Here is a 23,138-nt window from a genome sequence, read left to right as displayed (position 1 = left end):
GCACAGCACGGGACAGTCGGGAGGGGCGCTGCATGACTCCCATGGCTAACGCCGATATTCGGGGCAGGCTCGAGCGCATGCGCCATGACTATGGGCTCTGGCTCGGTCGCGAGTGCGCCGACCTGTCGGCTCAGGCACAGGAGCTGGGCAATCCCATCCTGAACGGCGCCCCCTGGGAGCCGGTTCGCGAACGGCTGCATCGCATCGCCGGTTCGGCGGGTACCTTCGGCTTCCAGGAGGCCAGTGAAATCTGTCGGCTGCTGGAGCATCGCCTGGAGCGAATCCTGCAGACCGGTGCCTCCGGCGACGCCGGGGTCTTCCTGCGCGAACTCGACTCCCTGCCGGCGCTGGTGAAGTCGCTGACCCCCGAGCGGCTCTCCATCGCCGACGACCTGCTGCACTCGCCGGTCGTGGCTCGGTCGCCGGAAGTCCGGGAATCTCGCCAGCCGCTGATCTTCGTGCTCGACGACGACGCCACCACGGGGCAGCCACTGTGCCGCATGCTCGAGAGCTTTCACTACCGGACATGCCGGTTCAGCACGGGGGACGCGCTCGAGCGAGCCTGCCGCGAGCAGCGCCCCGATGCGCTGATTCTCGACCTGCACCTGGAGGTCGAGGATGGCCTGGCCATCGGCGAGGCGGTGCAGCACCTGTTCGACGAGCCACTGCCGCTGTTCGTCACCAGCCGGGCCCAGGCCTTCGAGGACCAGCTGCGGGCCGTGCGTGCCGGCGTCGTGGGGATCATCTCCCATCCGCTGGATCCGATTCGGCTGGCCGACATGCTCGAGACGCACCTGCGCCGGCATCGCCTGCCGCCGGCACGGGTCCTGCTGGTCGACGATGACGAGATGATGCACACCTATCATCGCCTGTTGCTGGAAGAGGTCGGCTTCACGGTGATGACCCTGAGTCGCCCCGAGGAGATACTCGAGGCCATGGAGGGGTTCGCGCCCGACGTGCTGGTGCTGGACGTGCACCTGCCGCAGTGCAGTGGCCCTGAACTGGCCCAGATCGTGCGCTATCATCCCCGCTGGCTGCAGGTGCCGATCATCTACCTGTCGGCCGCCCTCGATGCCGGCGCGCAGCTCGAGGCGATGACCAAGGCCGGCGACGACTTCCTCACCAAGCCGATCGCCCCCGAGGCGCTGGTCGCCGCCGTCACGGCCCGGGCCCGGCGCTCCCGGGAGCTGGCCGCCGCGCTGTCCCGAGACGGCCTGACCGGCCTGCTCAAGCACGCCGACATCAAGGCGCGGCTGCAGGCTGCCATCGCCCAGGCCCGACGGCGTGATGCCAGCTTGTGCCTGGCCATGCTCGACATCGATCACTTCAAGTCGGTCAACGACACCCACGGTCACCTGGCCGGCGACGAGGTGATTCGCGCGCTGGCCAACCTGCTGCGCCGCCGGCTTCGCGAGAGTGATCTGATCGGCCGTTACGGCGGCGAGGAATTCCTGCTGGTGCTCAATGACTGCGAAAGCGCCCAGGCCTTCAGGGTGCTCGACGAGTTGCGCGAGTCCTTCGCCGCGCTGACGTTCCATGGCGACGATCGGGACTTCCAGTGCACCCTGAGCGCCGGCATCGCGGTCATGGCGCCCGGCGTCGCCGGCAGCGACGCCCTGATCAACCTGGCCGACCAGAACCTGTACCGGGCCAAGCAGGCCGGCCGCAATCGCGTGATCGGCGCTCGCGGCCCCGGCACGCCGCGCTGACGCGTCAGGGCGCCTCGGGCCGGCGGCGCCTGGCCTGCCCGGCGATCAGTCGCGCGAGGTGCGGTCCGAACAGCAGCACCAGCACGAAGCGGGCGAGCTGCATCGCCATCACGTAGGCCATGTCGACATGGGTGGAGGCGGCGATGATCGCCACCGAGTCGGCGCCGCCGGGGCTGGTGGCGAGATAGGCGGTAAGCGGGTCGAGCCCGGCGAACACCACCAGCAAGGCGGCGAAGCCGCCGCAGATCCCCACCAGGCAGAAGATCGAGACGAGCACACCGGGCAGCGAGCGGGCGACATGGACGAGGATGGTGCGGTCGAAGCGCAGGCCGATGTTCCAGCCGACGAAGGCGTAGCTGACGGCGAGCAGGGGCGCGGGCAGCTCAAGGGTCACGCCGCCGAGATCCTGCAGCAGGGTGGCACCGAGCAGGGTTACCAGCAGCGGGCCGGCCGGCAAGCGCGAAAGCTGGCCGATGACGGCGCCGAGAGCGATCACGCCCAGCGTCACCGCCAGGGCGGCAGGGTCCGCCGCGGCGAACCATTCACGTCCGGGGGTATCACCGCCGGCGCCTTCCGGCATGAAGAACGAGGCCACCAGCGAGGCCACCAGGGTCACGATCACCACCCGCAGGTACTGCATGAAGGCGACCAGCCGCACGTCGGCGCCGAACGACTCGGCCATCAGCACCATGGCGGTGGCCGCGCCCGGTGCCGAGCCCCAGATCGCGGTGGTGCCCGGCAGTATCTGCCCGCGTGCCAGCAGCCAGCCGAGCAGGCTGCTGGCGGCGATCACCGCGACCACCGCCAGGCCGAAGGTGGGCCAGTGCCGGCCGATCTCGTGAAGGATCGGCAGGGTGATGCTCTGGGCGATCAGGCAGCCGATGCTCGCCTGGGCGAGCAGAAACGGCCGCCGAGGCACGCGCACCCGTCCCCGCCCCACGGCGACCAGCACCGCGGCCGCCATCGGCCCCAGCAGCAGCCCGGCGGGAACCTGAAGGCCCACCAGCGCGGCACCGAACAGAACCGAAAGCAACACCAGGATCAGCCACTGTACGGCGAGGTCGCGAGTGGCCAGATCGAATGGCGCGGCTTGCCGGGCCTCGTCGGGCATCAGGCCAGCGCCAGGTCGGTGCCGACCACGACCTCGCCACTGCGTGGTTCCAGCGGCAGGCCGACGATGCCGCGCTGCAGGTCGACGAGGATGAGGGGCGTGGTACGGGGAACGAGTTCGCGCATGGAACACCCTGGCTGATGGGAATGGAGACAGCTTGGCGTAATGTAAGCCAGTAGTGTAAGCCATTTGCAGGGTAATGGTTGGCTTGGTAGAGGGGAGAGCGAGTGCGGCCGCCGCACGCGATGGCGGGCGGCGGCCTGTCAGGTGAGCTCAGCTGAACAGCCAGGGATCGAGGAATCCGCTGGGATAGGTCAGCGTCAGGAAGTGAGCCATGCCGACCAGGAAGGCGACCACGCCGACGGCCATTCCCGCCGCCGTCCACGGCTTGAGTCGGGCGATGCCCACCAGGAAGGCCAGACAGAAGATCGCTGCCGTGCTGATGAAGCCCAGCCCGATGATCGCTGCAATCAGCGCGCAGAAGCCCGCCAGCCAGATCAGTTCCTCCCGGCATGACTGGTGTTGCCGTTGCGGTCGGCGCAGGAGGTAGCGCGTCGTCTCGGCGAGACAGCCCACCGCCATGATGGCGATGGCCAGCTTGGGAAACACGCTGCCCAGCAGCGAGAGTCCGGCGACATCGCTCCAGGCGAACGCGGCCAGGCCCAGCAGCCCCGCCAGCAGCAGAACGTCCACCGCACCGAAGGTGGGCCGTGCTCGCTCGGCCGGGATCGCCGCTTCGGTGTCCGCGGTGTCGCCATTCACCCTTGCCTGGCGGCGTTTCAGCCACAGCGCCTTGAGGGCGGGGATGAACAGCACCGCCAGGATCAGCGCGCCGATGATCATCACGCCGGGGCGGGCGAACGCGGCGCTGCCCTGGAACTGGACTGCCTGATAGAAGTAGGTCTCGGCACCGGGCGCGAGCACGAAGCCGATCAGGAAGGCCGGGCGGGACCAGTTGGCCTTCTTGAACAGCACGCCGATGGCGCCGACGGCGGCCAGCGCGACCAGGTCGCCGGCGGCACGGGTCGCCTGGTAGGCGGCGAACAGGATGAGGACGGTGATCAGGGGGGCGAGAATGGTGAAGCGGACCCGGGTGAGGCTGGCGACCGGGCCGGCGAGCCCCAGACAGAGGCCGGCACCGAGGATGTTGGCCAGCGCCAGCGACCAGATGATGGTGTAGGTCAGATCGAGGTGGGTCTCGATCATGCCGATGCCCGGCTGTAGCCCGAGCAGCAGCAGGCCGCCGAGGAACACCGCCGCGCTGCCGGACCCGGGGACGCCGAACAGCAGCGTGGGCACCATCGCGCCGCAGGCGCAGGCGTTATTGGCCGACTCGGGGGCGATCACGCCACGGATGTCGCCGCGGCCGAACTCGCTCTTGTCCTTGGCGCTCTGCACGGCGTGGCCGTAGGTCATCCAGTCGACGACCGAGCCGGCCAGCCCCGGGATGGTGCCGATCAGGCTGCCGAATCCCGCGCAGCGGGCCACCAGGCCGCGCTCCCGGCGAACATCGCGAAAGCCCTGGCGCCAGCCCTCGCCGAGGCGGCAGGGTTCGTCGGCGATGGCGCCGCGCTGGACCAGCAGGTCGATGATCTCGGGCAGGGCGAAGATGCCCAGGCCCACCACGACCAGCGGCAGGCCGTCGTAGAGGTAGTCGAGGCCGAAGTTCAGGCGAAACTCGCCGGTGGCCGGGGCCATGCCCATGCCGCCGACCAGCAGGCCCAGCCCGCAGGCGGCCAGCCCCTTGAACAGGTCGCGCCCCGAGAGCACGGCGACCATCGACAGGCCCAGCAGCGTCAGCATGAACAGTTCCGACGAGGAGAATGCCAGCACCAGGGGCCGGGCTATGAGGATGAAGCCGGTGAGTACCACGGCACCGATCAGGCCGCCGATCATCGACGACAGGAAGGCGCTGGACAGCGCCCGGGCCGCCTGACCGCGCTTGGCCAGCGAGAAGCCGTCGATCACCGTGGCCTGCGAGGCACTGGAGCCGGGGATGCCCAGCAGCACCGAGGCGAAGGTATCACCGGTGGGGATCACCGCCACCAGCCCCATCAGCATGCCCAGTGCCACCGAGGGTTCCATGCCGTACAGGAAGGGCAGCAGCAGCGACATGCCGGCGATACCGCCGAGGCCGGGAATGATGCCGACCACCAGACCGACGATGACCCCGAGCATCATGTAGAGAAGATGGGAGAGGGTGAAGACCTGTCCCAGACTGGAGAGAAGGATGTCGAGCATGGCGTGGTTCTTCGCGTTGTCGTGTCGGAATCGGGCCGGCCCCGGCGCGTTGCGACGGGGCCGGAGAGATCAGCGCGTGGCCAGGTGGACGTCGAACTTGTCCGCCAGCCAGGTGATCAGCCACTGGCGCGTCTCGTCCTTGATCGCCATGGCATCCCGGAGGTGCCTGGAGACCGTCTCGCCGACGATCGGCGTGTAGGGACCGAGCTGGGCGGCCGCTTCCTCCTTGAACTGGTCGGTCTTGATGAACTCGCGAGCCGCCTGCCGGTAGGTCTCGACGAGGGGCTCGGGGGTGTCGACCGGGACCATCACCAGCTTCTGCAGGGCGTAGCCGGAGGCGAAGAACTTGCGGTAGGCCTCGTAGGCGTTGCCCGACGGTGCCTCGCCCCGGGTCTGACGGTAGACCTCGTTGAAGGTCGGCAGATCCGGGAAGGTCGGGTCGCGAACGATGTTGCCGTCGTCGTCGAGCACGCCGAGGCTGAACAGCGGGATCGCCTTGCCGTCGTCGACCAGCGGCTGGACGTTGCTCAGGTAGGCCGAGGTGGTCTGGAAGTCGATGTTCGCCTCGCCACGCTCGAAGGCCAGGCGACCTTCACCGCGGCTGCGCATGCCGAATACCGGATTGATGTCGACGCCCAGCATCTCGAGGGCGATCAGCACCGGCAGCTCGACCCCGGTGGGGGACTGCGCGGCCAGCTTGACCGGCTGCTTCAACAGGGCCTTAAGGGCGCTGTCGGCGTCCTTGCCCATCTCGGGCGAGGCGTAGACCACCCCGCCGGTCGGGGAGGCGAGGATCGGCTTCCAGTCGGCGTAGTCGTAGCGCACCCGCGGGTCGCCGAGCATGGCCGGGTACTGGGTCGAGGCCGACGTGCCCAGCCACTGGCTGCCGTCGGACCTGGCGCGGACCGCGAACAGGTTGGCACCGTTGATCGAGCCGCCACCGGGCGCGTTGTCGATCATGACGGTCGGCTTGCCGGGCAGGTAGTCGCTGAACCAGGGCGCGAAGAAGCGTGCCCAGACATCGGTGCCGCCACCCACCCCGAAGGGAATGGTCCACTTGATGGTATCGGGGACGTCGGGGTCCGCGGCGTTCGCCGTCGCGGGAAGGACCAGCGGGCTCAGGCCGGCGCACAGCAGGCCGAGGCCGGCGGCGCGCTTCAGACGGGTGGCGAGAGTCTGTCGGGATTTCAAGGGGCGCATGGCGTGACTCCTTGTTGTTGTGTCGCTCTTTGGGGTTCGTCGGATGGACTACGATCTAGCCGGTCCTGGCCGTCATGGCAGCGGCCGGCCGGTGATCGGGCGTGGTGCCGGGATAATACAGCGTGCCGGCCATGATCTTGCGGGCGGTGCGGACCAGCGAGACCCGGGCGACGTCATGCGGGTCCTGCCCGCGGTGCTCGACATCGAGATCGATGTAGCCCGAGGGGTGCTCGAGACGCACGTGCGCCAGTGACTCGCCGTCGGTCAGCCGGCCCGCCGCGGTGGCAATACGGTTGGCGACGGTCCCCGGAACGCTGATCGCCGTTGCCAGGGCGATGGCACCGGTCACGGCGAGCGCCTTGTGGCAGCGGTGCGGCACGAAGTAGCGGGCGCGCAGCGTCGCCTCGGTGGTGCCGGGGGCCGACAGCAGAACCGGCTTGGGCAGCACGCAGTGGCTGACGTCGCCGAGCCCCATGCGCCGCCCGGCTTCGCGGCGGATGGCCTCGAGGCGGGCGAGCATGGGGCCGTTGGCGTCGAGTTCGGCGGGCGTTTCGTCGCCTGTCAGGCCGAAGGCCTCGGCGGCGATCAGCAGGGTCGGGGTCGCGGCGTCGAGGCAGGTCACCTCGATGCCGTCGATGATCTCCCGCGCCTGGCCGGTGGGCAGCAGGGCGCCGGTCTTGGTGCCCACCACATCGAGAAAGCTGAGCTGGATACCCGCGGCGCTCCCCGGCACGCCGCTGATGCGGGTGTCGCCTTCGTAATCCACCTGGCGTCCCGGCGTGGGGACGTGGCATTCGATGAGGCGTTGCGTGTTGAGGTTGCAAACCCGCACCACGGTGATGCCGTCTTGCGGTTCGACCAGCCCGGTCTCGATGGCATAGGGGCCGACCGCCGAGAGCATGTTGCCACAGTTGGGGTTGAAGTCGACGCGGCGCCCGGGGCCGTCGACCTGGGCGAACAGGTAGTCGACGTCGGCGTCGGGATGGTCGGAACGTTCGACGATCGCCACCTTGCTGGTCAACGGATCGCTGCCGCCGATGCCGTCGATCTGCAGGGCATGACCGGCACCCATCAGATTGAGCAGTGTCTCCGTGCGCGCCTCCGTCGATTCGGGCAGGTCGCTCATGCGCAGGAACGGCCCCTTGGAGGTGCCGCCGCGCATGATGATGCAAGGGATGCTGTGGATCATTGCCGTTTCACTTTCCGTGCCAGAACTCATGAAACGAGCATGTCACCGCTGTTTTGATGCCTAAAATGCAAATAAATATAACTGCTAATGTGTAAAGCACATTAATGTGATAAGTTGTTCAATGGCTCAATTCCAATGCAAGAATCGTCCATGTTACATCGCATCGAGTTTCTCGACCTGCAGGCCTTTGTCCAGGTCGCCGAGCTGGGCAGCTTTCACGAGGCGGCACAGCGGCTCCACCTGTCACAACCCGCGCTGTCGCGGCGCATCCAGAAGCTCGAGGAGGCGCTCGAAGTGACGTTGCTCGAGCGTACCACCCGGCGTACCTGGCTGACGGCGATCGGCACCGACTTCCTGCCGCGGGCCCGCCGGATGATCGACGACTACGAATCGTCGATCCTCGGCATCCGCGAACTGGCGACGCACCAGAAGGGCACCCTGACCATCGCCTGCCTGCCCACGGCGGCATTCTATTTCCTGCCCAGCGTGATCCGCCGGTTCAACGAGGCGTGGCCGGGGATCCGCATCCGGATTCTCGATGTCAGTGCCAACGAGGGCCTGGAACGGGTGGTCAACGGCGAGGCGGATTTCGGCATCAACATGATCAGCCCGCAGCTGCCCGAGGTCTCCTTCACGCCGCTGTTGCGTGACCCGTTCGTGCTGGCGCTGCGCTCCGATCACCCGCTGACTGCCAAGGAGACGATCACCTGGGCCGACCTGGAGGCGGTGAAGATGATCACCGTCAGCCGCGACAGCGGCAATCGCACCCTGCTGGACAACGTGCTGTCGTCGGAGGGCATTCGCCTCAACGGTTTCTACGAGGTCCAGCATCTTTCCACGTCGCTCGGGCTGGTGGAGTCCGGGCTGGGGGTCGCCATCCTGCCCCGGTTGACCATGCCGGGTGCCGACCATGACACGCTGTGCTCGCGTCCCCTGCCCGAACCGCGAATCGAGCGCACCATCGGCCTGATTCAGCGCAACGATCACCATCTCTCGAGTACCGCCGAGCTGTTCATCGAGACGCTGCTGGCGCTGTGGGGCGACGAAGTCGGGCCGGGGCACGGATGATCGGTCGGGGTACCCGGCAAATGCGCGTCGGTCGGCACGGTGGACGGAAGCCAGGTTGGGCAATGCGTCGCGACCGATTACACTGCGCGCTCATTTCTGTTATCGGACATCGTTCATGAGCCAGTTGCCTCCCTGCCCGCAGTGCGGATCGGAATTCACCTACCAGGATCAGGACCTGCTGATCTGCCCGGAATGCGCCCACGAGTGGGTCGCCGATGGGGCGGTCGAGACTGACGACGACACGCCGGTGGTCAGCGACGCCCACGGCAATCTCCTGCAGGACGGTGACACCATCACCGTGGTCAAGGACCTCAAGATCAAGGGGTCGTCGTCGGTGGTGAAGGTGGGCACCAAGGTCAAGAATATCCGCCTGGTGGACGGCGACCACAACATCGACTGCAAGATCGACGGCATCGGCGCGATGAAGCTCAAGTCGGAGTTCGTCAAGAAGGTATAACCCGCCGGGCGATGGGGTGCTCGGGCCGCTTCAGCGGCTTTCGCGGGCGGTCAGGTGCCGCGCGACCCAGCCACGCACTTCTCCATAGGGATAGCCCTCCAGTGCCGCGAACCCCGGCAGCCGGCGCGCCTTGAGCCGAGTCAGGCGCGGCGTGGTCAGCCCGCACAGGAAGCGGGTGACGAGTTCGCGGCCCGCCGGATCGCCCTCGTCGGCGGCGCGCTCGATCAGCTCGCCGGCAAGCTCGGGGAAATTCCGCTCGGCCAGGGGCTGCGGTGCCGGCGGTTCGGGCAGTCGCGCCACGCGCCCGGCGCACACCGAGCAGTGGCCGCAGCGATGAGGCGCACGGTCGTCGCCGAAATGCTCGGCCAGGCGTCGGCTCAGGCAGGTCTCGCTCTCGAAGAATGCCAGCATGGCGTGGATGCGCGCGATCTCGGCGGCCTCCCTGGTGTGGAAGTCGGCGTGCAGCTCGGCGGTCAGCCGCGCGGGATCGATGTCGCTTTGCAGGACCTCGTAGACCTCGGTCATCTGGCGGGTCTCGAGGCGGATCCAGCCCTGGTCGTGGAAGTAGTCCAGGGCGGCGATCACCCGAGCGCGGCGGGTGTCCAGGCCGCGTTCCCGGCCCTCTCGATGCAGGGCCTCGAAGTCCAGCCGGCACCAGGTCCGGGCGCGCTCGGCGGTGGCGATGATGGCCGTCACGAAGTCGCGGCGCTCGCCGGCGAAGCGCGCCACCAGGTCCTCGGGCTCGATCCGGTACTGGAAGCGGTACTCGGCGAAGTAGGCGTAGCGCGGGGCGATCACGCCGCGCATCTCGAGCTGCACCAGCAGCGTCTTGAGCGGCAGGGGGCGGATGTCGCTGCGCTGCGAGAGGCGGTTGAGGATCAGTTCCCAGTGATTGCCCTCACGCTCGCCGAGGATCGCCTCGATCACCGTGCGGATGCCCGCCGGTTCCGGCGTGTCGCCGTAGACGAAGTTCTCCAGCACCCGCAGGTTGTCGCCGCCGGCCAGCACCAGACAGTCGGAGGTCGCGCCGTCGCGCCCGGCGCGACCGATCTCCTGGCTGTAGTTCTCCAGCGACTTGGGCGGGTCGAAGTGCACCACGTTGCGGATGTCACTCTTGTCGATGCCCATGCCGAAGGCGATGGTGGCGACGATCACGCCGACATCTCCGGCCATGAAGTCTCGCTGGATGCGCTCGCGATTCTCGGCGTCGAGGCCGGCGTGGTAGGCGACGGCGTCGAGTCCCGCCTGGCGCAGGTAGCCGGCGACCCGCTCGGCGGTCTGCTGCAGGGTGACGTAGACGATGCTCGGCTGCGGCGTATCGCTCGCCAGCCGCGGACGCAGCCAGTCGCGCAGGAGGCGTGGCTTGGCCTCGGCCGCCAGCGGTTCGATGAGCAGGTTGAGATTGGGGCGGTAGAAGCCGGTGGTGGTGACGTCGTCGGCGGCGATGGCGAAGCGCCGCGCCATGTCGTCGATCACCCGGGGCGTCGCCGTGGCGGTGAGCAGCAGCGCCTGGGGAATGGCGAACTCGCGCTGGTAGTCGGGCAGCTTGAGGTAGTCGGGGCGGAAGTTGTGGCCCCATTCGCTGATGCAGTGGGCCTCGTCGACCACCAGCAGCGAGATCGGCACGCCCTTGATGAAGGTGCGAAAGCGCTCGTTCTTCAGGCGTTCCACCGAGATCATCAGGATGCGGATCTCGCCGCGCTTCACGCCCGTCATGACCTGTGCGGTGCGCTCGCGGCTCTGGCCGGAATCGATGCTCGCCGCGGCGATGCCGTGGCGCTCGAGAAACGCCAGCTGGTCCTGCATCAGCGCCAGCAGCGGCGAGACCACCAGCGTCAGGTGCGGCAGGTGCAGCGCCGGCAGCTGATAGCACAGCGACTTGCCGGAGCCGGTGGGAAAGATCGCCGCCGCCGAGCGTCCGGCCGTCACCGCCTCGATCACCGGCCGCTGGCCGGGGCGGAACTCGCCGTAGCCGAAGACGTTCTGCAGGGTCTGCTCGATCATGACCACTCCTGGCGGTGAAGGCGGCGGGGGCTATGCTGGGAACGGCATTCGTCACTCGAGGGGCGCCGATGACCGCTCGCCAGCCGCGTACATTCTCGCACATCGTCGGCTTCGACGATTGCCCCTTCGCGCGCGACCATTGCGGGCCGGTGACCGTGATCGGCGCCATGTACTCGGGCCGCCGACTGGCCGGCGTGGTGTCGGGACGCGTCGAGCGCGACGGACTCGATGCCACCCGCGAGCTGCTGCGCCTGACGAGCGAGACGCGCTTTGCCGCGCAGCTGCAGCTGATCCTGCTGCAGGGCGTGGCGCTGGCCGGGTTCAATGTCGTCGATGCGGTGCGCCTGCATCGTCTCTCGGGGCTTCCGGTGCTGGTGGTCGCCCGCCATGCGCCGCGCCCCGAGGCGCTTCGCGAGGCCCTGCTCGCGCACATTCCCGGCGGTTCGCAAAAATGGGCGCGCATCGCCCGGCTGGGGCCGATGGAGCCGCTGGCCGGCGTGTACGTCCAGCGCCAGGGGCTCAGCCGAGGCGAGGCCGAGCGGGCGATCCGTGCCACCGCGCTCGAGGGGCGGATTCCCGAGCCGTTGCGCACCGCCCACCTGATCGCCGGTGGGATCGCCCGCGGCGAGAGCCGGGGGCGCACCTGAGCCTCGCGGGTGGCTGTCGAGTCGAGTCACTGGAGCGAAGCGTCGGGGCGTTCCTACACTCAAGCAAGGCCGCGTGATCCCACCAATTCCGCTTCTGCCGCCGTCTGCGGCAAGGAGGCCGACCATGATGCTTTCGCCCCGGACCGTCACGCTCGAGGCCGCCGGCGTCGGGCTGGAAGGTGACCTGATCCTGCCCGAGGGCGCCACCGGCATCGTGGTGTTCGCCCATGGCAGCGGCAGCAGCCGCTTCAGTACCCGCAATCGCCAGGTCGCCGAATACCTCGCCTCGCTGGGGCTGGCCACGTTGCTCTTCGATCTGCTTACGCCGGACGAGAACGTCATCGACGAGCGTACCCGCGAGCTGCGTTTCGATATTCCGCTGATCGGGCGACGCATGACCGGCGCGGTGGACTGGGTGGCCCAGGCCGAGGCGACCCGTGAACTCGCCATCGGCCTGTTCGGTGCCAGTACCGGCGCGGCGGCGGCACTGATTGCTGCCGCCGAACGGCCGCAGGCGGTGTACGCCGTGGTCTCGCGCGGGGGGCGGGTGGATCTTGCCGACACGGCCCTGGCGCGGGTCGCGGCGCCCACGCTGCTGCTGGTCGGCGGGCGTGATCATCAGGTCATCGACCTCAACGAACAGGCACGAGAGCGGATGACCGCGCCCTGCGAGCTGGTTACCGTGCACGGTGCCACTCACCTGTTCGAGGAGCCGGGCAAGCTCGAGGAGGTGCAGCGTCTTGCCGCCCAGTGGTTCCTCGAGCATCTCGCCCCGCAGCGCTCGACGCCATGACCCGGGGCGGGCGCATTGGCACAATGTCCCTTTTCGCCGTTGGTGCGCGACGAGCCGAGGAGGAAAGAAACGATGACGGTGTATGGCGTGGGTGACAGCACACTGCGCGCCCTGGGGGGCGAGGCCGCGGTGGTCGAACTGGTCGAGCGCTTCTATGCGGCGATGGAGCGGCTGCCCGAGGCGCGAACGATTCGTGCCTGGCACCCTGACGACCTCGCCCAATCCCGGGACAAGCTGGCGACCTTCCTGATCGGCTGGATGGGGGGTCCCAGCCGCTATCGGGAGCGCTTCGGGCCGATCGCCATCCCTCGCGCCCATCGCCATCTGCCGATCGGGCCGGCGGAACGCGACGCCTGGCTGGCCTGCATGGCCACGGCGCTGGACGAGATGGGCGTGGCGCCGGAACTGCGTGGCTACCTGCTGGAGCGCTTGTCTCACCCGGCGGAGCTCTGTCGGAGCCACTGAGCGTCTGGCCTGGCCGGGGTCATTTCCTATCGTTTGCTGCCGGTGGCTTGGGCGAGCGCCAGGAGAAGGCGTTTTCGCAGGCAGTTGTTTTAGGTATAATTTATTAGTTGGCTAACATGTGATAGTCTATTTGACATGCAAACTAAATACCTGCCTGATGCCGATGCCTCGCTGGGAATGCGCCTGGGCCATGTCCATCGCCTGTGGCGGGCGGTGGTGGACCGCACCGTTGCCGCCTCTGGACTGACCCAGCCGCGCTGGACGGTGCTGTTCATGCTGCACCACATGGGCGATGGCACCACCCAGAAGCAGCTGTCCGACTCGCTGGGCGTCGAGCTGCCGTCGCTGTCACGGACCCTGGCCCAGGTCGAGCAGCAGGGATTGATCGTGCGCCGTACGCCGCACGGCGACCGTCGTGTTCGCCAGATCTACTTCACCGCTGCGGGCCGTGAGATGCTGAACACGCTCGAGGCGCGTGCCGATGAGGTCAGGACCCTGATCCTGTCGGGACTGGCACCGGCCGATCACGAGGCGTTCCACCGTGTGCTGTGCCACATCGAGTCGAATGCGGAGCATTGGTTGAAAGGCTATTGAGCCTGCTTCCCGACTCCTCCCGTCATGACTTTCTCTTGCGTCCCCACCCGTACGCCCGGCGGAGTTTCAGGTCGGCTGAAGACCCGGTGGCGACCGTTGCGCCTGGCGGTGTAGACGCGCCGATCGGCACGTTCGAGCAGTGATTCGGCGATGTCGTCCCGGTACTCGGTGATGCCCCGGTTCTCCCCGGGCACGGGGCATGCCAGATCAGAAGGTCGGGACTCTCCGCGGCATCGGCCCGCGTGAGATCGGGGGCATCGGGTGACGCCATGCGCTGGTCCAGGAGCAGAAGCCTGCCGCCGATCGGCAACAGGATCCGCACAAAGCGTCACGCTATACGCCCGAAATGAAGCGCGCGTCATGTCACAGATCGCGTCAGCCTCGACCCCGAAGACGAGTCAGCAGTTTCCTGCAGCCGCGACCGTTCAGCGCGGGCTGTCGTAGCGACCCGGCCGCCCCTTGGAGAAGACCACCTGCCAGAGCTGGATGTCCCGGGCGCGAAAGGCGCCGGCACAGGCTCCCAGATAGTAGCGGAACATGCGGCGGGTCTTCTCGTTGTAGTTGTCGGCGATCTCGTGCCAGTGAGCGTCGAAATTGTCCTGCCAGGCCATCAGCGTGCGATCGTAGTCGGCGCCGAAATTCTGCCAGTCCTCCATCAGCAGCCGCCCCTCGGTCGCCTGGGCGATATGCTTGATCGACGGCAGAATGCCGTTGGGGAAGATGTACTTGTGAATCCACGGGTCGGCGCTGATCTCGGAGTTGTTGGAGCCGATGGTGTGCAGCACGAACAGGCCGTCGTCGGCCAGCAGCCGGTCCACGGTGTCGAAATAGGTCCGGTAGTTGCGGTGGCCGACATGCTCGAACATGCCGATCGAGACGATGCGGTCGAAGCGGCCTTCCAGATCGCGATAGTCCTCGAGGATGATCTCGACCGGCAGGCCTTCGCAGCGCTTGCGGGCCAGTTCGGCCTGCTCCCGAGAGATGGTGATGCCGGTGACGTGGGCCCCGTAATGGCGTGCGGCATGCTCGGCGAAGCTGCCCCAGCCGCAGCCGATATCGAGCACTTTCATGCCCGGCTCGATGCCCAGCTTGCGGGCGGCGAGATCGAGTTTCGCCACCTGGGCCTCGTGCAGTGTCTCGGCGTCCTTCCAGTAGCCGCAGGAGTAGCACATGGTCGGATCGAGCATGCGTTCGAACAGGTCATTGCCCAGGTCGTAGTGCGCCTCGCCGACAATGTAGGCCCGCGCCTTGCTCTGCAGGTTGAAGAAGCCGGCCTGGAGCTTGTACATCAGGCGCTCGGAGGGGGTGTGCGCATGCTCGCCGAGACCGTGACGCAGCAGGCGATGGGTCATCTCGTCGATGCGCTCGCATTCCCACCAGCCTTCCATGTAGGACTCGCCGAGGCCAAGCGTGCCCTGGTGAAGAACTCGCGAGAAGAAGTCGGGATGGTGTACCTGAATGTCCCAGGGCGAGGTGCCGTTCAGCGCGACACCCGAGCCGTCGAGCAGGCTCTCGATGACGCGTCGGGCGCGGGTGTCGGGCAGTGCGATGGGGGCGATGCGAGTGTCACTGGTCATGCCGAACTCCGTTATCTGGGGCGCCGTTGCGCGATACGGTTTTCGGGCAAGGCAATCCTTGCCGCTGTACACAGCTCTCGTTTAGTTTGCTAATTGACTTGGCGACCTGCAAGAGGCTCAGTCTATGGTGGCAATAGCCTTGCTCAACAGCATAGACCACGAGCAATCAGTCATACGGATCGCGAAAGGAGTGAATCATGCAGGTCATTGTCGATTTCTGCCTGGTGCCGATGGGCGTCGGCGTTTCCGTATCCCGGCATGTCGCGGCGTGCCAGACGATCATCGAGGAGGCTGGCCTGGTGCATCGCATGCATGCCTACGGGACCAATATCGAGGGGCCGTGGGACGAGGTCTTCGCCGTGGTGAAGCGCTGCCATGAAGCCGTGCACGCCATGGGGGCACCCCGCATCAACACCACGCTCAAGGTCGGCACGCGTACCGATCGCGAGCAGAGCATGGATGACAAGGTGGCCAGCGTCGAAGACCTGCTTCGGCACTGAGGCGAGACGGGGGATGTCGTGCGGCTGTCTCGTTCAGGCATGCCGATGCCTTTCTGAGCACAGTGGCCTCCCTCGCGCCGGGGCTAGGCTGGTCGAGGTCGTCACCGTGGGTGCGGTGACAGGAACAACGACAAAGGACGCCAGCCATGAGTCAAGCCAACCGCGGGGTCGTCTATCAGGGCCCCGGTCATGTCGAGGTGCAGTCTCTCCCCTTTCCCGAGCTTGCCCTGGGTAATCGTCAGTGCCAGCACGGCGTGATCCTCAAGGTGCTCACCACCAACATCTGCGGCAGCGATCAGCACATGGTGCGGGGTCGCACCACGGCGCCACCGGGGCTGGTGCTGGGCCACGAGATCACCGGCGAGGTGGTCGAATGCGGTCGAGATGTCGAGTTCGTCAAGGTCGGCGATGTGGTTTCGGTCCCTTTCAACATCGCCTGTGGCCGCTGCCGCAACTGCAAGGAAGGCAACACCCACATCTGTCTCAACGTCAACCCGGCGCGGCCGGGCGCCGCCTACGGCTATGTCGACATGGGGGGCTGGGTCGGTGGCCAGACCGAGTACGTCATGGTGCCGTACGCCGACTTCAACCTGCTGCGCTTCCCCGACCGCGACCGGGCGATGGACAAGATCCGTGACCTGACGCTGCTGTCGGATATCTTTCCCACCGGCTATCACGGCTGCGTGACCGCGGGTGTGGGGCCGGGCAGCACGGTCTACATCGCCGGCGCCGGCCCGGTGGGGCTGGCCGCCGCCGCCTCGGCGCGTCTGCTGGGCGCCGCCTGCGTGATCGTCGGCGACATGAATCCGCAGCGGCTCGACCAGGCGCGCAGCTTCGGTTGCGAGACCCTCGACCTGCGTCAGGACACGCCGATGCCGGACATGCTGGAAGCCATCCTCGGCGAGCGCGAGGTCGATTGCGCGGTGGATGCCGTGGGTTTCGAGGCGCGCTGCCATGGCCACAACCACAGTCACGAGCAGCCGGCCACCGTGCTCAATGCGATGATGGACGTGACCCGGGCCGGCGGCCAGGTAGGCATCCCGGGGCTGTATGTCACCGAGGATCCCGGTGCCGAGAGCCAGGAGGCCAAGCACGGCAACCTGTCGATGCGCTTCGGACTGGGCTGGGCCAAGGCGCATTCCTTCCATACGGGGCAGTGCCCGGTGATGCGCTATCATCGCCAGTTGATGCAGGCCATCCTCTTCGAGCGCATCGACATCGCCAAGGCGGTCAATGTCCAGGTCATTTCCCTCGACGAGGCGCCCCAGGGCTACGCCGACTTCGATGGCGGCGTGGCGAAGAAATTCGTCATCGACCCCCACGGCAGTCTGGCGGCGTGATCCAGCGCCGGGGCGTCACGACGCCCCGGCCTACGCCGGGGTGGCGAAGGGGATCAGCCAGTGCCGGCACTGTGCGAGCAGATGGTCGGTCAGCGCTTCCAGCACCTGGCCGCCGTGCCGCCAGTGGTGCCAGTAGAGCGGCACGTCGATACAGCACCCGGGGTCCAGGTCCACCAGCGAGCCGCCCGCCAGCTCCCGGGTGACCTGACGCTCGGGAATCAGCCCGTAGCCCATGCCCGCCTCGGCCAGCTGGATGAAGCCCTCCGAGGAGGGACACAGGTGATGGGGGAAGGGCTCGCGAAAGCCGCGCATTTCCAGGTAGCGATGCTGCAGCCGGTCATCCGGACCGAAGACGATGGCCGGCGCCTCGCGCAGGGCGTCATGCGTCAGGCCGTGCGGGAAGTGGCGAGCGACATAGTCCGGACTGGCCAGCGCCCGGTAGCGCATGTAGCCCAGCGGATGCTGGCGCGCGCCCTGAATCGGTCGCGGCGTGGCACAGATGCAGCCGGCCACTTCGCCGTCCCGCATGCGTTTCAGGGCCACGTCCTGATCCTCCACCACCAGATCGAGAAGGACGTCGTGTTGCTGGCAGAAGAGCCCGGTGACCGGCGACCACCAGGTGGCCAGGCTGTCGGCATTGATCGCCAGGCGCAGCCGCTGTTCCCGTTCGCCCAGGGCGGGAATCTGGTCGAGCAGGTCATGCTCGAGCAGGCGGACCTGCTGGACATGATTGAGCAGGCGACGGCCCAGCGTCGTGGGGGCCAGCTTGGGCGTGCGAATCAGTACCGGTTGTCCCAGCCGGGCTTCGAGCAGCTTGATGCGCTGGGAAACCGCCGACTGGGTCAACCCCAGATGCTTGGCGCCACGTTCGAAGCCGGACTGGTCGATGACGGCGGCCAAGGCCTGGAGAAGTTTGTAGTCAAGCATCAACCAGGTTAATCATCCATTCCTTGAATTAATTTCACTTATTGTAGCGCCAAACCTAACCTGTCGTCTTCCGAATGCGAGGAGACGGGATCATGTGGGCATCCGCCCTTCAGGGAATGGCGACCGGCGCCGGCCTGATCGTGGCCATCGGGGCGCAGAACGCCTTCGTGCTGGCGCAGGGGCTGCGGCGGCGTTCGCCGTGGCGCGTCGCGGCGATCTGCACGGCCTGCGATGCGCTGTTGATCGGCCTGGGCGGGCTGGGCCTCGGGCCGTTGATTGCCGGGCAGGTGCTGCTGATGACGGTGGCTCGCTGGGGCGGTGCCGTGTTCCTGATCTGGCAGGCGCTGCAGGCGTGGCGGCGGGCTCTGGCGCCCGCCGGCCTAGCCGCCGCGCCGGTGGCATGCTCGCGCCGGGGCGTGACGGCCGAGACCCTGGCGGTGACCCTGCTCAATCCCCATGTCTACCTCGATACCGTGGTGATGCTGGGCGCCATCGGTGCCGTCCAGGCCAGCCCGGGCGGGTTCTATGCCGGTGCCATGAGTGCGTCGGGGCTGTGGTTCTTCGGGCTGGTGGCGGCGGCCGGGTGGCTGGCACCCCGGCTGGCGCATCCCGACGTGTGGCGGGGCATCGATGCGGTGATCGGGGGTGTCCTGTTGCTGGTGGCGGCGCAGCTGGTGACCTGAGCGTCAATGTTTCGTTACGCCTTGTCAGGGTTTTCGGCCGCTCGTGAAAGCCACTGGCGTGGGCTGGTTCGGCTGTCAGCTTTTCTTGACGCGACGGGCGCCCGTGGCGGCATCGCGGGGCCCGTGATGCCGGCAATCGGCCATTCTCGCCGGCCGGCCGGACGCCTAGGCTGGGAGCCATTCGCCGTCCCTCGACGGCGCCGTTCCCTGCCATGACATCAACAAGGAGAAGGCTCATGACCGCACCGGCCAGCATTTCCCCCCGTGAAACCCAGGGCAACCCGATCGGGACCGATGGCTTTGCCTTCGTCGAGTTCACCGCGCCGAGTGCCGAGGAGCGCGAGGGCCTGCGTCAGCTGTTTCGCCAGCTCGGCTTCACCGAGACCCGCCGGCACCGTTCGAAGCAGGTGACCCTGTTCCAGCAGGAGGGCATCAACTTCGTGCTCAACGCCGAGCCGAACAGCCATGCTTCCGCCTTCGCCGACAAGCATGGCCCCAGCGCCTGCGCCATGGCCTGGAAGGTGGCGGATGCCCGCCAGGCCTTCGAGCACGCCGTGGCGAAGGGCGCCGAACCGGTGGAAAATCCCGTCGGCCCCGGCGAGGCCGGCATTCCGGCCGTGAAGGGCATCGGCGGCTCGCTGCTGTACTTCGTCGACGACAAGCGTGACGCCGATGGGCGCAGCATCTACGAGATCGACTTCGAACCCATCCCCGGTGCCGAGAGGAACGCCCGCAGCGTGGGTCTGAAGATGCTCGACCACCTGACCCACAATGTCGACCGCGGCCAGATGGATGTCTGGGCCAGCTTCTACACGGCCATTGCCAACTTCCGCGAGATTCGCTACTTCGACATCGAGGGCAAGATGACCGGTCTGCATTCGCGGGCCATGACCGCGCCCTGCGGCAAGATGCACATCCCCATCAACGAGTCCGCCGACGACAACTCGCAGATCGCCGAATTCCTGCGCGAGTACAACGGGGAAGGCATCCAGCATCTCGCGCTGGCCACGGACGACATCTACGCGACGGTCAAGGCGCTGCGCGACAACGGCATCCGCTTCATGACCACGCCGGCGACCTACTACGAGAAGGTCAACCAGCGCGTGCCCAACCATGACGAGAACCTGGAGGACCTCAAGGCGCTGAACCTGCTGATCGACGGCGCGCCGGAGGAGGGGATCCTGCTGCAGATCTTCACCGATACGGTGATCGGTCCGATCTTCTTCGAGATCATCCAGCGCAAGGGCAACAAGGGCTTCGGCGAGGGCAACTTCAAGGCGCTCTTCGAATCCATCGAGGAAGACCAGATTCGCCGTGGCGTGCTCAAGGCCGACTAGACGCCGCCATCATCGATGAGCAAGGGCCGACGCCTCCGGGCGCTCGGCCCGAGAGCACTGCCCCGGCGAGACGCCGGGGCAGGGTATTTCCGTCTCGGAGTGCGTGTCCCGAAATGCCGACGGCGGCCAGGCTTACAGGCCGTATTCGGCGGGATCCTCGCCCTGCTCGCGCAGGAAGGCGGCGATCAGGTCGTCCTCGCCGTCGTGGTCCGAGCCATGGCGGTAGGCGAACTCGATCAGCTGTTCCTCCTCGAAGCCGTCGTACCAGGCCATGTCCTTGTAGTCGCTGGCGGCGTACCAGTCGCCGGCTGCCTCGTAACTGTCGAACAGCGGCATGAGCCTTTCCTCCTTCTGGAACCTGCCGATAACGTAGCATTCCCGCGTCGGGTCGCAAGCCGGGTCCGATCTCGCCTGGGTGTCTCTCAGGCGTCGCGCAGCTGCCAGCGGGCGCGGAGCTGGCCCAGCAGGCGGAAGGGAAGGGCGGCAAGCGAGAGGGTTTCCGGAGTGCCGTGCTCTCCAGCGATGCGCAGTTCGCCCGAGGGGGTGCGGTCGAGGCGGCGAATGGCCAGCCGGTCGAGATAGGCCACCAGATACAGGCCGTCTTCCTGAAAGGTCTCGAGCGGGCGGATGGCGGCCAGGTCGCCGCTGTCGAGAAAGTCGAAGCGCTCGCCCGGTCCCGGGGTGATCAGATGGCAGTCCTTGTCGACCCGGGCCAGGGGCAGCTCGCCCAGCAGCGATATCAGCGAGGCATCGTGGCGTTCCCACGGGGCGGCTTCCCTGGCATGGAGCGCGAGTATGCCCATGGGGGTCGAGGGGGCCGGCGTATCCTCGAGGAGGTCTGCCAGGGTGCAGTCGAGGGCATCGGCCAGGGCCAGCAGGCGCTCGTGGCCGATTTGCCTGATGGTGCCCGACTCCCAGTAGGAAATGGTCACATCAGAAACACCGACTCGCCGGGCGAGGGCGGCCTTGCTCAGGTTTGCCTTCAGTCTCAGCGCTTTTATTCGGGAACCCAACGCATCCATTGATTGCATCTCGCCGTAACGTGAACGCCTAGCATAGCCAGTCGCCACCGAAGTATGTTTCGGGTTAATGAAGCTCGCTTTATGAGGAAATTGATGGGTACCGCGGCTGATGATTTCCGTAAAAAAGTGTGCTTTTACGTCACTCATTTACGCGGGCAGCCGGCAACAGGCGCGCGATGGCAGGCGTATATTCGCAAAGTCTGAAGGAAATTTTCCCCCAGGACCGGAGCGTACTTTGCCGGCGTTACCGTGAAGGCGGGGACGTTCTCGACCGTTATACCCCTGGCACCGGCTGGACGAAAAGTGTGGGCAAACGGCGACACGATACGGGAACAAGGCGGCTGGAAAGAAAAATGCGCCGAGGGCTCGGTCGAGCAGGCTCTGGCGCACAAGAGATGATGCACTGAAGGCTTCGTCGACGCCGCAAGGGCGAGGACGGGGCTTCAACGGCGCTATCCGTCGAAGTGGCGCCAGTATAGGCAGTCGTACTTTGCGGAATAAGTGGGTACAATCGAAATCCAGTGTTTCTATAATGGAAACAAAATGTCTTGCCGTCGAACCGCGAGGGAATGGGCTTGGCCACGCTGGATGCTCTCAAGGTATTTGTCGAAGTCGTGCGCGCCGGCAGCTTCACCGCCGCGGCACGGCGCCTGGGGATTTCCAAGTCCCTGGCCTCCAAGCGCATCGCCGCGCTGGAGGAGGAGCTGGGCGTGAGCCTGCTGAACCGCTCCACGCGTTCCTTGCATCTGACCGAGGCTGGCCAGATCTACTACGAGCACGGCCTGCGAATCCGCGAGGAACTGGCCGCCGCCGAGGCGCAGGTGCAGTCGGTGACGGCGCGCCCCCGCGGTCAGCTGAAGGTGAGTGCCCAGGTCAGCTTCGGCTTCATGTACTTGGCGCCGCCGACCACGGCCTTCATGCGTCGCTATCCGGATGTGGCGGTGGAGATCCTGCTCGAGGATCAGCGCTTCGAGCCGGTCGACGATTCCGTGGACCTGACCATCCGCATGGGCCCGCTGCCGGCCTCGAGCCTCGTGTCGCGCCCGTTGTGCAAGGTGGTATATGGGCTCTATGCGGCGCCCGACTACCTGGCGCGGGCGGAGCGCCCGCAGCACCCGCGGGACATCGAGTCCCACGACAGCATCTTCTACGGCAACTATGACCTGGGGGCCCACTGGCGCTTCTCGCTCAATGGCCAGCCGCTGGACATCGAGCCCCATTCACGGCTGGTGATCAACAACCTGCTGGGGGTGGTCGAGGCGGCCAAGGCCGGCTTCGGGCTGGCCTACCTGCCGACCTTCGCCGCCCAGTCCGCCGTGGCCGAGGGGGAACTGGTGCCGCTGCTGCAGCCCTACTGGAACGAGCACGGCAGCATGCTGGTGCTGTTCCGTTCCCGCAAGTACCTGCCGGACAAGACGCGGGCCTATCTGGACTTCATCACCGACTGGTTCCGCGAGCGTCTGGTCCTGTAGGCCCCTACCAGGCGATGGGCTGGCCCGCCCAGTCCCAGAAGGTGCCGGTGTCCTCGGGGCGGCGCGCGTTGATGACGGCGAACAGGCGCTCGGCGACGAAGGCGGGCGTGAACAGCCTGCCCTCGGGCACGCGGGACTGGAAGGGGCGCGACAGTGCGGTGTCGGTCGTGCCGGGGTGAAGGCAGAGCACGAGGGAACGGCGATTGTAGCGGGCCAGCTCGATGGCGGCGGTACGCATCAGCATGTTGTGGGCGGCCTTGCTGGCCCGGTAGCCGTACCAGCCGCCGAGCCGGTTGTCGTCGATCGAGCCGACCCGCGCCGACAGGCTGGCGACGATCGCCGGATGGCGCCCCTTGAGCGAGGCGTGCAGAGCCTGAAGCAGCAGCGCCGGCGTCGTCGCGTTCACCTGGAACAGATATGCCAGGGTGTCGGCGTCCAGCTCCTCGAGGCGCTTCTCCGGCTGCATGCCCCGGGCGGTGTCGTGCAGCAGGCCGATGGCGTTGAACAGCAGGTGCACGGGGGCGCCGTCGAGACGACCGGCCAGCGCCTCGCGGCCCGCCTGGGTGGAGAGCTCCGCCGTCAGGGCGTCCAGGCGGGGATCGCGGTGCTCGAGGGGGTGGCGGGACACGGCCAGCACCCGTCCGGGGCGATCGCTGGCCAGCAGGTGGTCCAGCACGGCGCGGCCGATGCCGCCGCCGGCGCCGGTCACTACCGCAGTAAAGTCATTCGGCAAGGCGTCCAGCATGATGAGCTCCTGAAAAGACGCGGGAACGAGACCGGCCATCGGCTGATGACGGCGCGC

Annotated in this window: 23 protein-coding genes; 12 read left to right on the top strand and 11 right to left on the bottom strand. The window is 67.1% G+C overall.

Annotated elements, in window-relative coordinates:
- Window positions 1–32: 32 nt before the first annotated feature.
- Complete coding sequence (locus KGQ91_RS16045; protein WP_224414349.1) at window positions 33–1,709, top strand: diguanylate cyclase; 1,677 nt, start codon at window positions 33–35, stop codon at window positions 1,707–1,709.
- Window positions 1,710–1,713: 4 nt separating this feature from the next.
- Here KGQ91_RS16045 and KGQ91_RS16040 read toward each other — a convergent pair whose 3' ends face one another.
- The 5 genes from KGQ91_RS16040 to KGQ91_RS16025 form a co-directional block, all read right to left on the bottom strand.
- A complete protein-coding gene (locus KGQ91_RS16040) occupies window positions 1,714–2,820 on the bottom strand; it encodes an AbrB family transcriptional regulator (RefSeq protein ID WP_224414350.1) in 1,107 nt (368 codons plus the stop codon).
- On the bottom strand, window positions 2,820–2,945 hold the full coding sequence (locus tag KGQ91_RS16770) for a cysteine hydrolase family protein (RefSeq protein ID WP_263479125.1): 126 nt from the start codon (window positions 2,943–2,945) through the stop codon (window positions 2,820–2,822). Before KGQ91_RS16770 ends, KGQ91_RS16040 begins: the two co-directional genes overlap by 1 nt.
- A 148-nt stretch (window positions 2,946–3,093) precedes the next feature.
- Window positions 3,094–5,061, bottom strand: coding sequence for a tripartite tricarboxylate transporter permease (locus KGQ91_RS16035; RefSeq protein ID WP_224414351.1), 1,968 nt, complete (start codon window positions 5,059–5,061; stop codon window positions 3,094–3,096).
- 69 nt (window positions 5,062–5,130) lie between these two features.
- Complete coding sequence (locus KGQ91_RS16030; protein WP_224414352.1) at window positions 5,131–6,261, bottom strand: Bug family tripartite tricarboxylate transporter substrate binding protein; 1,131 nt, start codon at window positions 6,259–6,261, stop codon at window positions 5,131–5,133.
- Window positions 6,262–6,316: 55 nt separating this feature from the next.
- On the bottom strand, window positions 6,317–7,450 hold the full coding sequence (locus tag KGQ91_RS16025) for a 4-oxalomesaconate tautomerase (RefSeq protein WP_224414353.1): 1,134 nt from the start codon (window positions 7,448–7,450) through the stop codon (window positions 6,317–6,319).
- 150 nt (window positions 7,451–7,600) lie between these two features.
- Between KGQ91_RS16025 and KGQ91_RS16020 the strand changes: the two genes are divergently transcribed.
- Complete coding sequence (locus KGQ91_RS16020; protein WP_224414354.1) at window positions 7,601–8,518, top strand: LysR family transcriptional regulator; 918 nt, start codon at window positions 7,601–7,603, stop codon at window positions 8,516–8,518.
- A 115-nt stretch (window positions 8,519–8,633) separates the two neighbouring features.
- On the top strand, window positions 8,634–8,975 hold the full coding sequence (locus KGQ91_RS16015; protein ID WP_224414355.1) for a zinc ribbon domain-containing protein YjdM: 342 nt from the start codon (window positions 8,634–8,636) through the stop codon (window positions 8,973–8,975).
- A 30-nt stretch (window positions 8,976–9,005) separates the two neighbouring features.
- Here KGQ91_RS16015 and KGQ91_RS16010 read toward each other — a convergent pair whose 3' ends face one another.
- On the bottom strand, window positions 9,006–10,979 hold the full coding sequence (locus tag KGQ91_RS16010) for a RecQ family ATP-dependent DNA helicase (protein ID WP_224414356.1): 1,974 nt from the start codon (window positions 10,977–10,979) through the stop codon (window positions 9,006–9,008).
- A gap of 68 nt (window positions 10,980–11,047) precedes the next feature.
- Between KGQ91_RS16010 and KGQ91_RS16005 the strand changes: the two genes are divergently transcribed.
- From KGQ91_RS16005 to KGQ91_RS15990, 4 genes are all read left to right on the top strand, one after another.
- On the top strand, window positions 11,048–11,626 hold the full coding sequence (locus KGQ91_RS16005; protein ID WP_224414357.1) for an endonuclease dU: 579 nt from the start codon (window positions 11,048–11,050) through the stop codon (window positions 11,624–11,626).
- Window positions 11,627–11,750: 124 nt separating this feature from the next.
- On the top strand, window positions 11,751–12,419 hold the full coding sequence (locus tag KGQ91_RS16000; protein WP_224414358.1) for a dienelactone hydrolase family protein: 669 nt from the start codon (window positions 11,751–11,753) through the stop codon (window positions 12,417–12,419).
- A 72-nt stretch (window positions 12,420–12,491) separates the two neighbouring features.
- Window positions 12,492–12,884 (top strand): group II truncated hemoglobin, encoded by a 393-nt coding sequence (locus KGQ91_RS15995; RefSeq protein ID WP_163648365.1) that lies wholly within the window; start codon window positions 12,492–12,494, stop codon window positions 12,882–12,884.
- Window positions 12,885–13,019: 135 nt separating this feature from the next.
- Entirely contained in the window at window positions 13,020–13,478 is a 459-nt protein-coding gene (locus KGQ91_RS15990) for a MarR family transcriptional regulator (RefSeq protein ID WP_163648366.1), read from the top strand.
- Window positions 13,479–13,903: 425 nt separating this feature from the next.
- On the opposite strand, the gene cfa is transcribed toward KGQ91_RS15990, so the two are convergent.
- The gene (gene cfa, locus KGQ91_RS15985; RefSeq protein WP_163648367.1) at window positions 13,904–15,055 is read right to left on the bottom strand and encodes a cyclopropane fatty acyl phospholipid synthase; all 1,152 of its coding nucleotides are present in this window, start codon (window positions 15,053–15,055) and stop codon (window positions 13,904–13,906) included.
- A 197-nt stretch (window positions 15,056–15,252) separates the two neighbouring features.
- Between cfa and KGQ91_RS15980 the strand changes: the two genes are divergently transcribed.
- Together KGQ91_RS15980 and fdhA are read left to right on the top strand one after the other, a co-directional pair.
- The gene (locus tag KGQ91_RS15980) at window positions 15,253–15,555 is read left to right on the top strand and encodes an MTH1187 family thiamine-binding protein (RefSeq protein ID WP_163648368.1); all 303 of its coding nucleotides are present in this window, start codon (window positions 15,253–15,255) and stop codon (window positions 15,553–15,555) included.
- A gap of 146 nt (window positions 15,556–15,701) precedes the next feature.
- A complete protein-coding gene (gene fdhA / locus KGQ91_RS15975) occupies window positions 15,702–16,895 on the top strand; it encodes a formaldehyde dehydrogenase, glutathione-independent (protein WP_163648369.1) in 1,194 nt (397 codons plus the stop codon).
- Window positions 16,896–16,925: 30 nt separating this feature from the next.
- Here the strand turns inward: fdhA and KGQ91_RS15970 are convergent, their stop codons facing one another.
- Window positions 16,926–17,822 (bottom strand): LysR family transcriptional regulator ArgP, encoded by an 897-nt coding sequence (locus KGQ91_RS15970; RefSeq protein ID WP_224414359.1) that lies wholly within the window; start codon window positions 17,820–17,822, stop codon window positions 16,926–16,928.
- A 92-nt stretch (window positions 17,823–17,914) separates the two neighbouring features.
- Here KGQ91_RS15970 and KGQ91_RS15965 point away from each other — a divergent pair, with 92 nt between their 5' ends.
- Together KGQ91_RS15965 and hppD are read left to right on the top strand one after the other, a co-directional pair.
- A complete protein-coding gene (locus KGQ91_RS15965; protein WP_224414360.1) occupies window positions 17,915–18,505 on the top strand; it encodes a LysE/ArgO family amino acid transporter in 591 nt (196 codons plus the stop codon).
- A 236-nt stretch (window positions 18,506–18,741) separates the two neighbouring features.
- Window positions 18,742–19,842: a 4-hydroxyphenylpyruvate dioxygenase gene (gene hppD / locus KGQ91_RS15960; protein ID WP_224414361.1), complete on the top strand. Its 1,101-nt coding sequence runs from the start codon at window positions 18,742–18,744 to the stop codon at window positions 19,840–19,842.
- Between the two features lie 132 nt (window positions 19,843–19,974).
- Here the strand turns inward: hppD and KGQ91_RS15955 are convergent, their stop codons facing one another.
- Together KGQ91_RS15955 and KGQ91_RS15950 are read right to left on the bottom strand one after the other, a co-directional pair.
- The gene (locus KGQ91_RS15955; protein ID WP_163648373.1) at window positions 19,975–20,178 is read right to left on the bottom strand and encodes a hypothetical protein; all 204 of its coding nucleotides are present in this window, start codon (window positions 20,176–20,178) and stop codon (window positions 19,975–19,977) included.
- Window positions 20,179–20,264: 86 nt separating this feature from the next.
- Window positions 20,265–20,864, bottom strand: a complete 600-nt coding sequence (locus KGQ91_RS15950) for a helix-turn-helix domain-containing protein (RefSeq protein ID WP_224414362.1) — start codon at window positions 20,862–20,864, stop codon at window positions 20,265–20,267.
- Window positions 20,865–21,439: 575 nt separating this feature from the next.
- On the opposite strand from KGQ91_RS15950, the gene KGQ91_RS15945 reads away from it, so the two are divergent.
- On the top strand, window positions 21,440–22,336 hold the full coding sequence (locus KGQ91_RS15945) for a LysR family transcriptional regulator (protein WP_224421487.1): 897 nt from the start codon (window positions 21,440–21,442) through the stop codon (window positions 22,334–22,336).
- Between the two features lie 4 nt (window positions 22,337–22,340).
- On the opposite strand, the gene KGQ91_RS15940 is transcribed toward KGQ91_RS15945, so the two are convergent.
- Entirely contained in the window at window positions 22,341–23,081 is a 741-nt protein-coding gene (locus tag KGQ91_RS15940; protein ID WP_224414363.1) for an SDR family NAD(P)-dependent oxidoreductase, read from the bottom strand.
- Between the last annotated feature and the right edge of the window lie 57 nt (window positions 23,082–23,138).

It is taken from the genome of Modicisalibacter tunisiensis (assembly GCF_020148005.1).
Taxonomy (GTDB): Bacteria; Pseudomonadota; Gammaproteobacteria; order Pseudomonadales; family Halomonadaceae; genus Modicisalibacter; species Modicisalibacter tunisiensis.
Note: the sequence above shows the minus strand (reverse complement) of the source record. Positions and strands in the feature narration are given on the sequence as shown.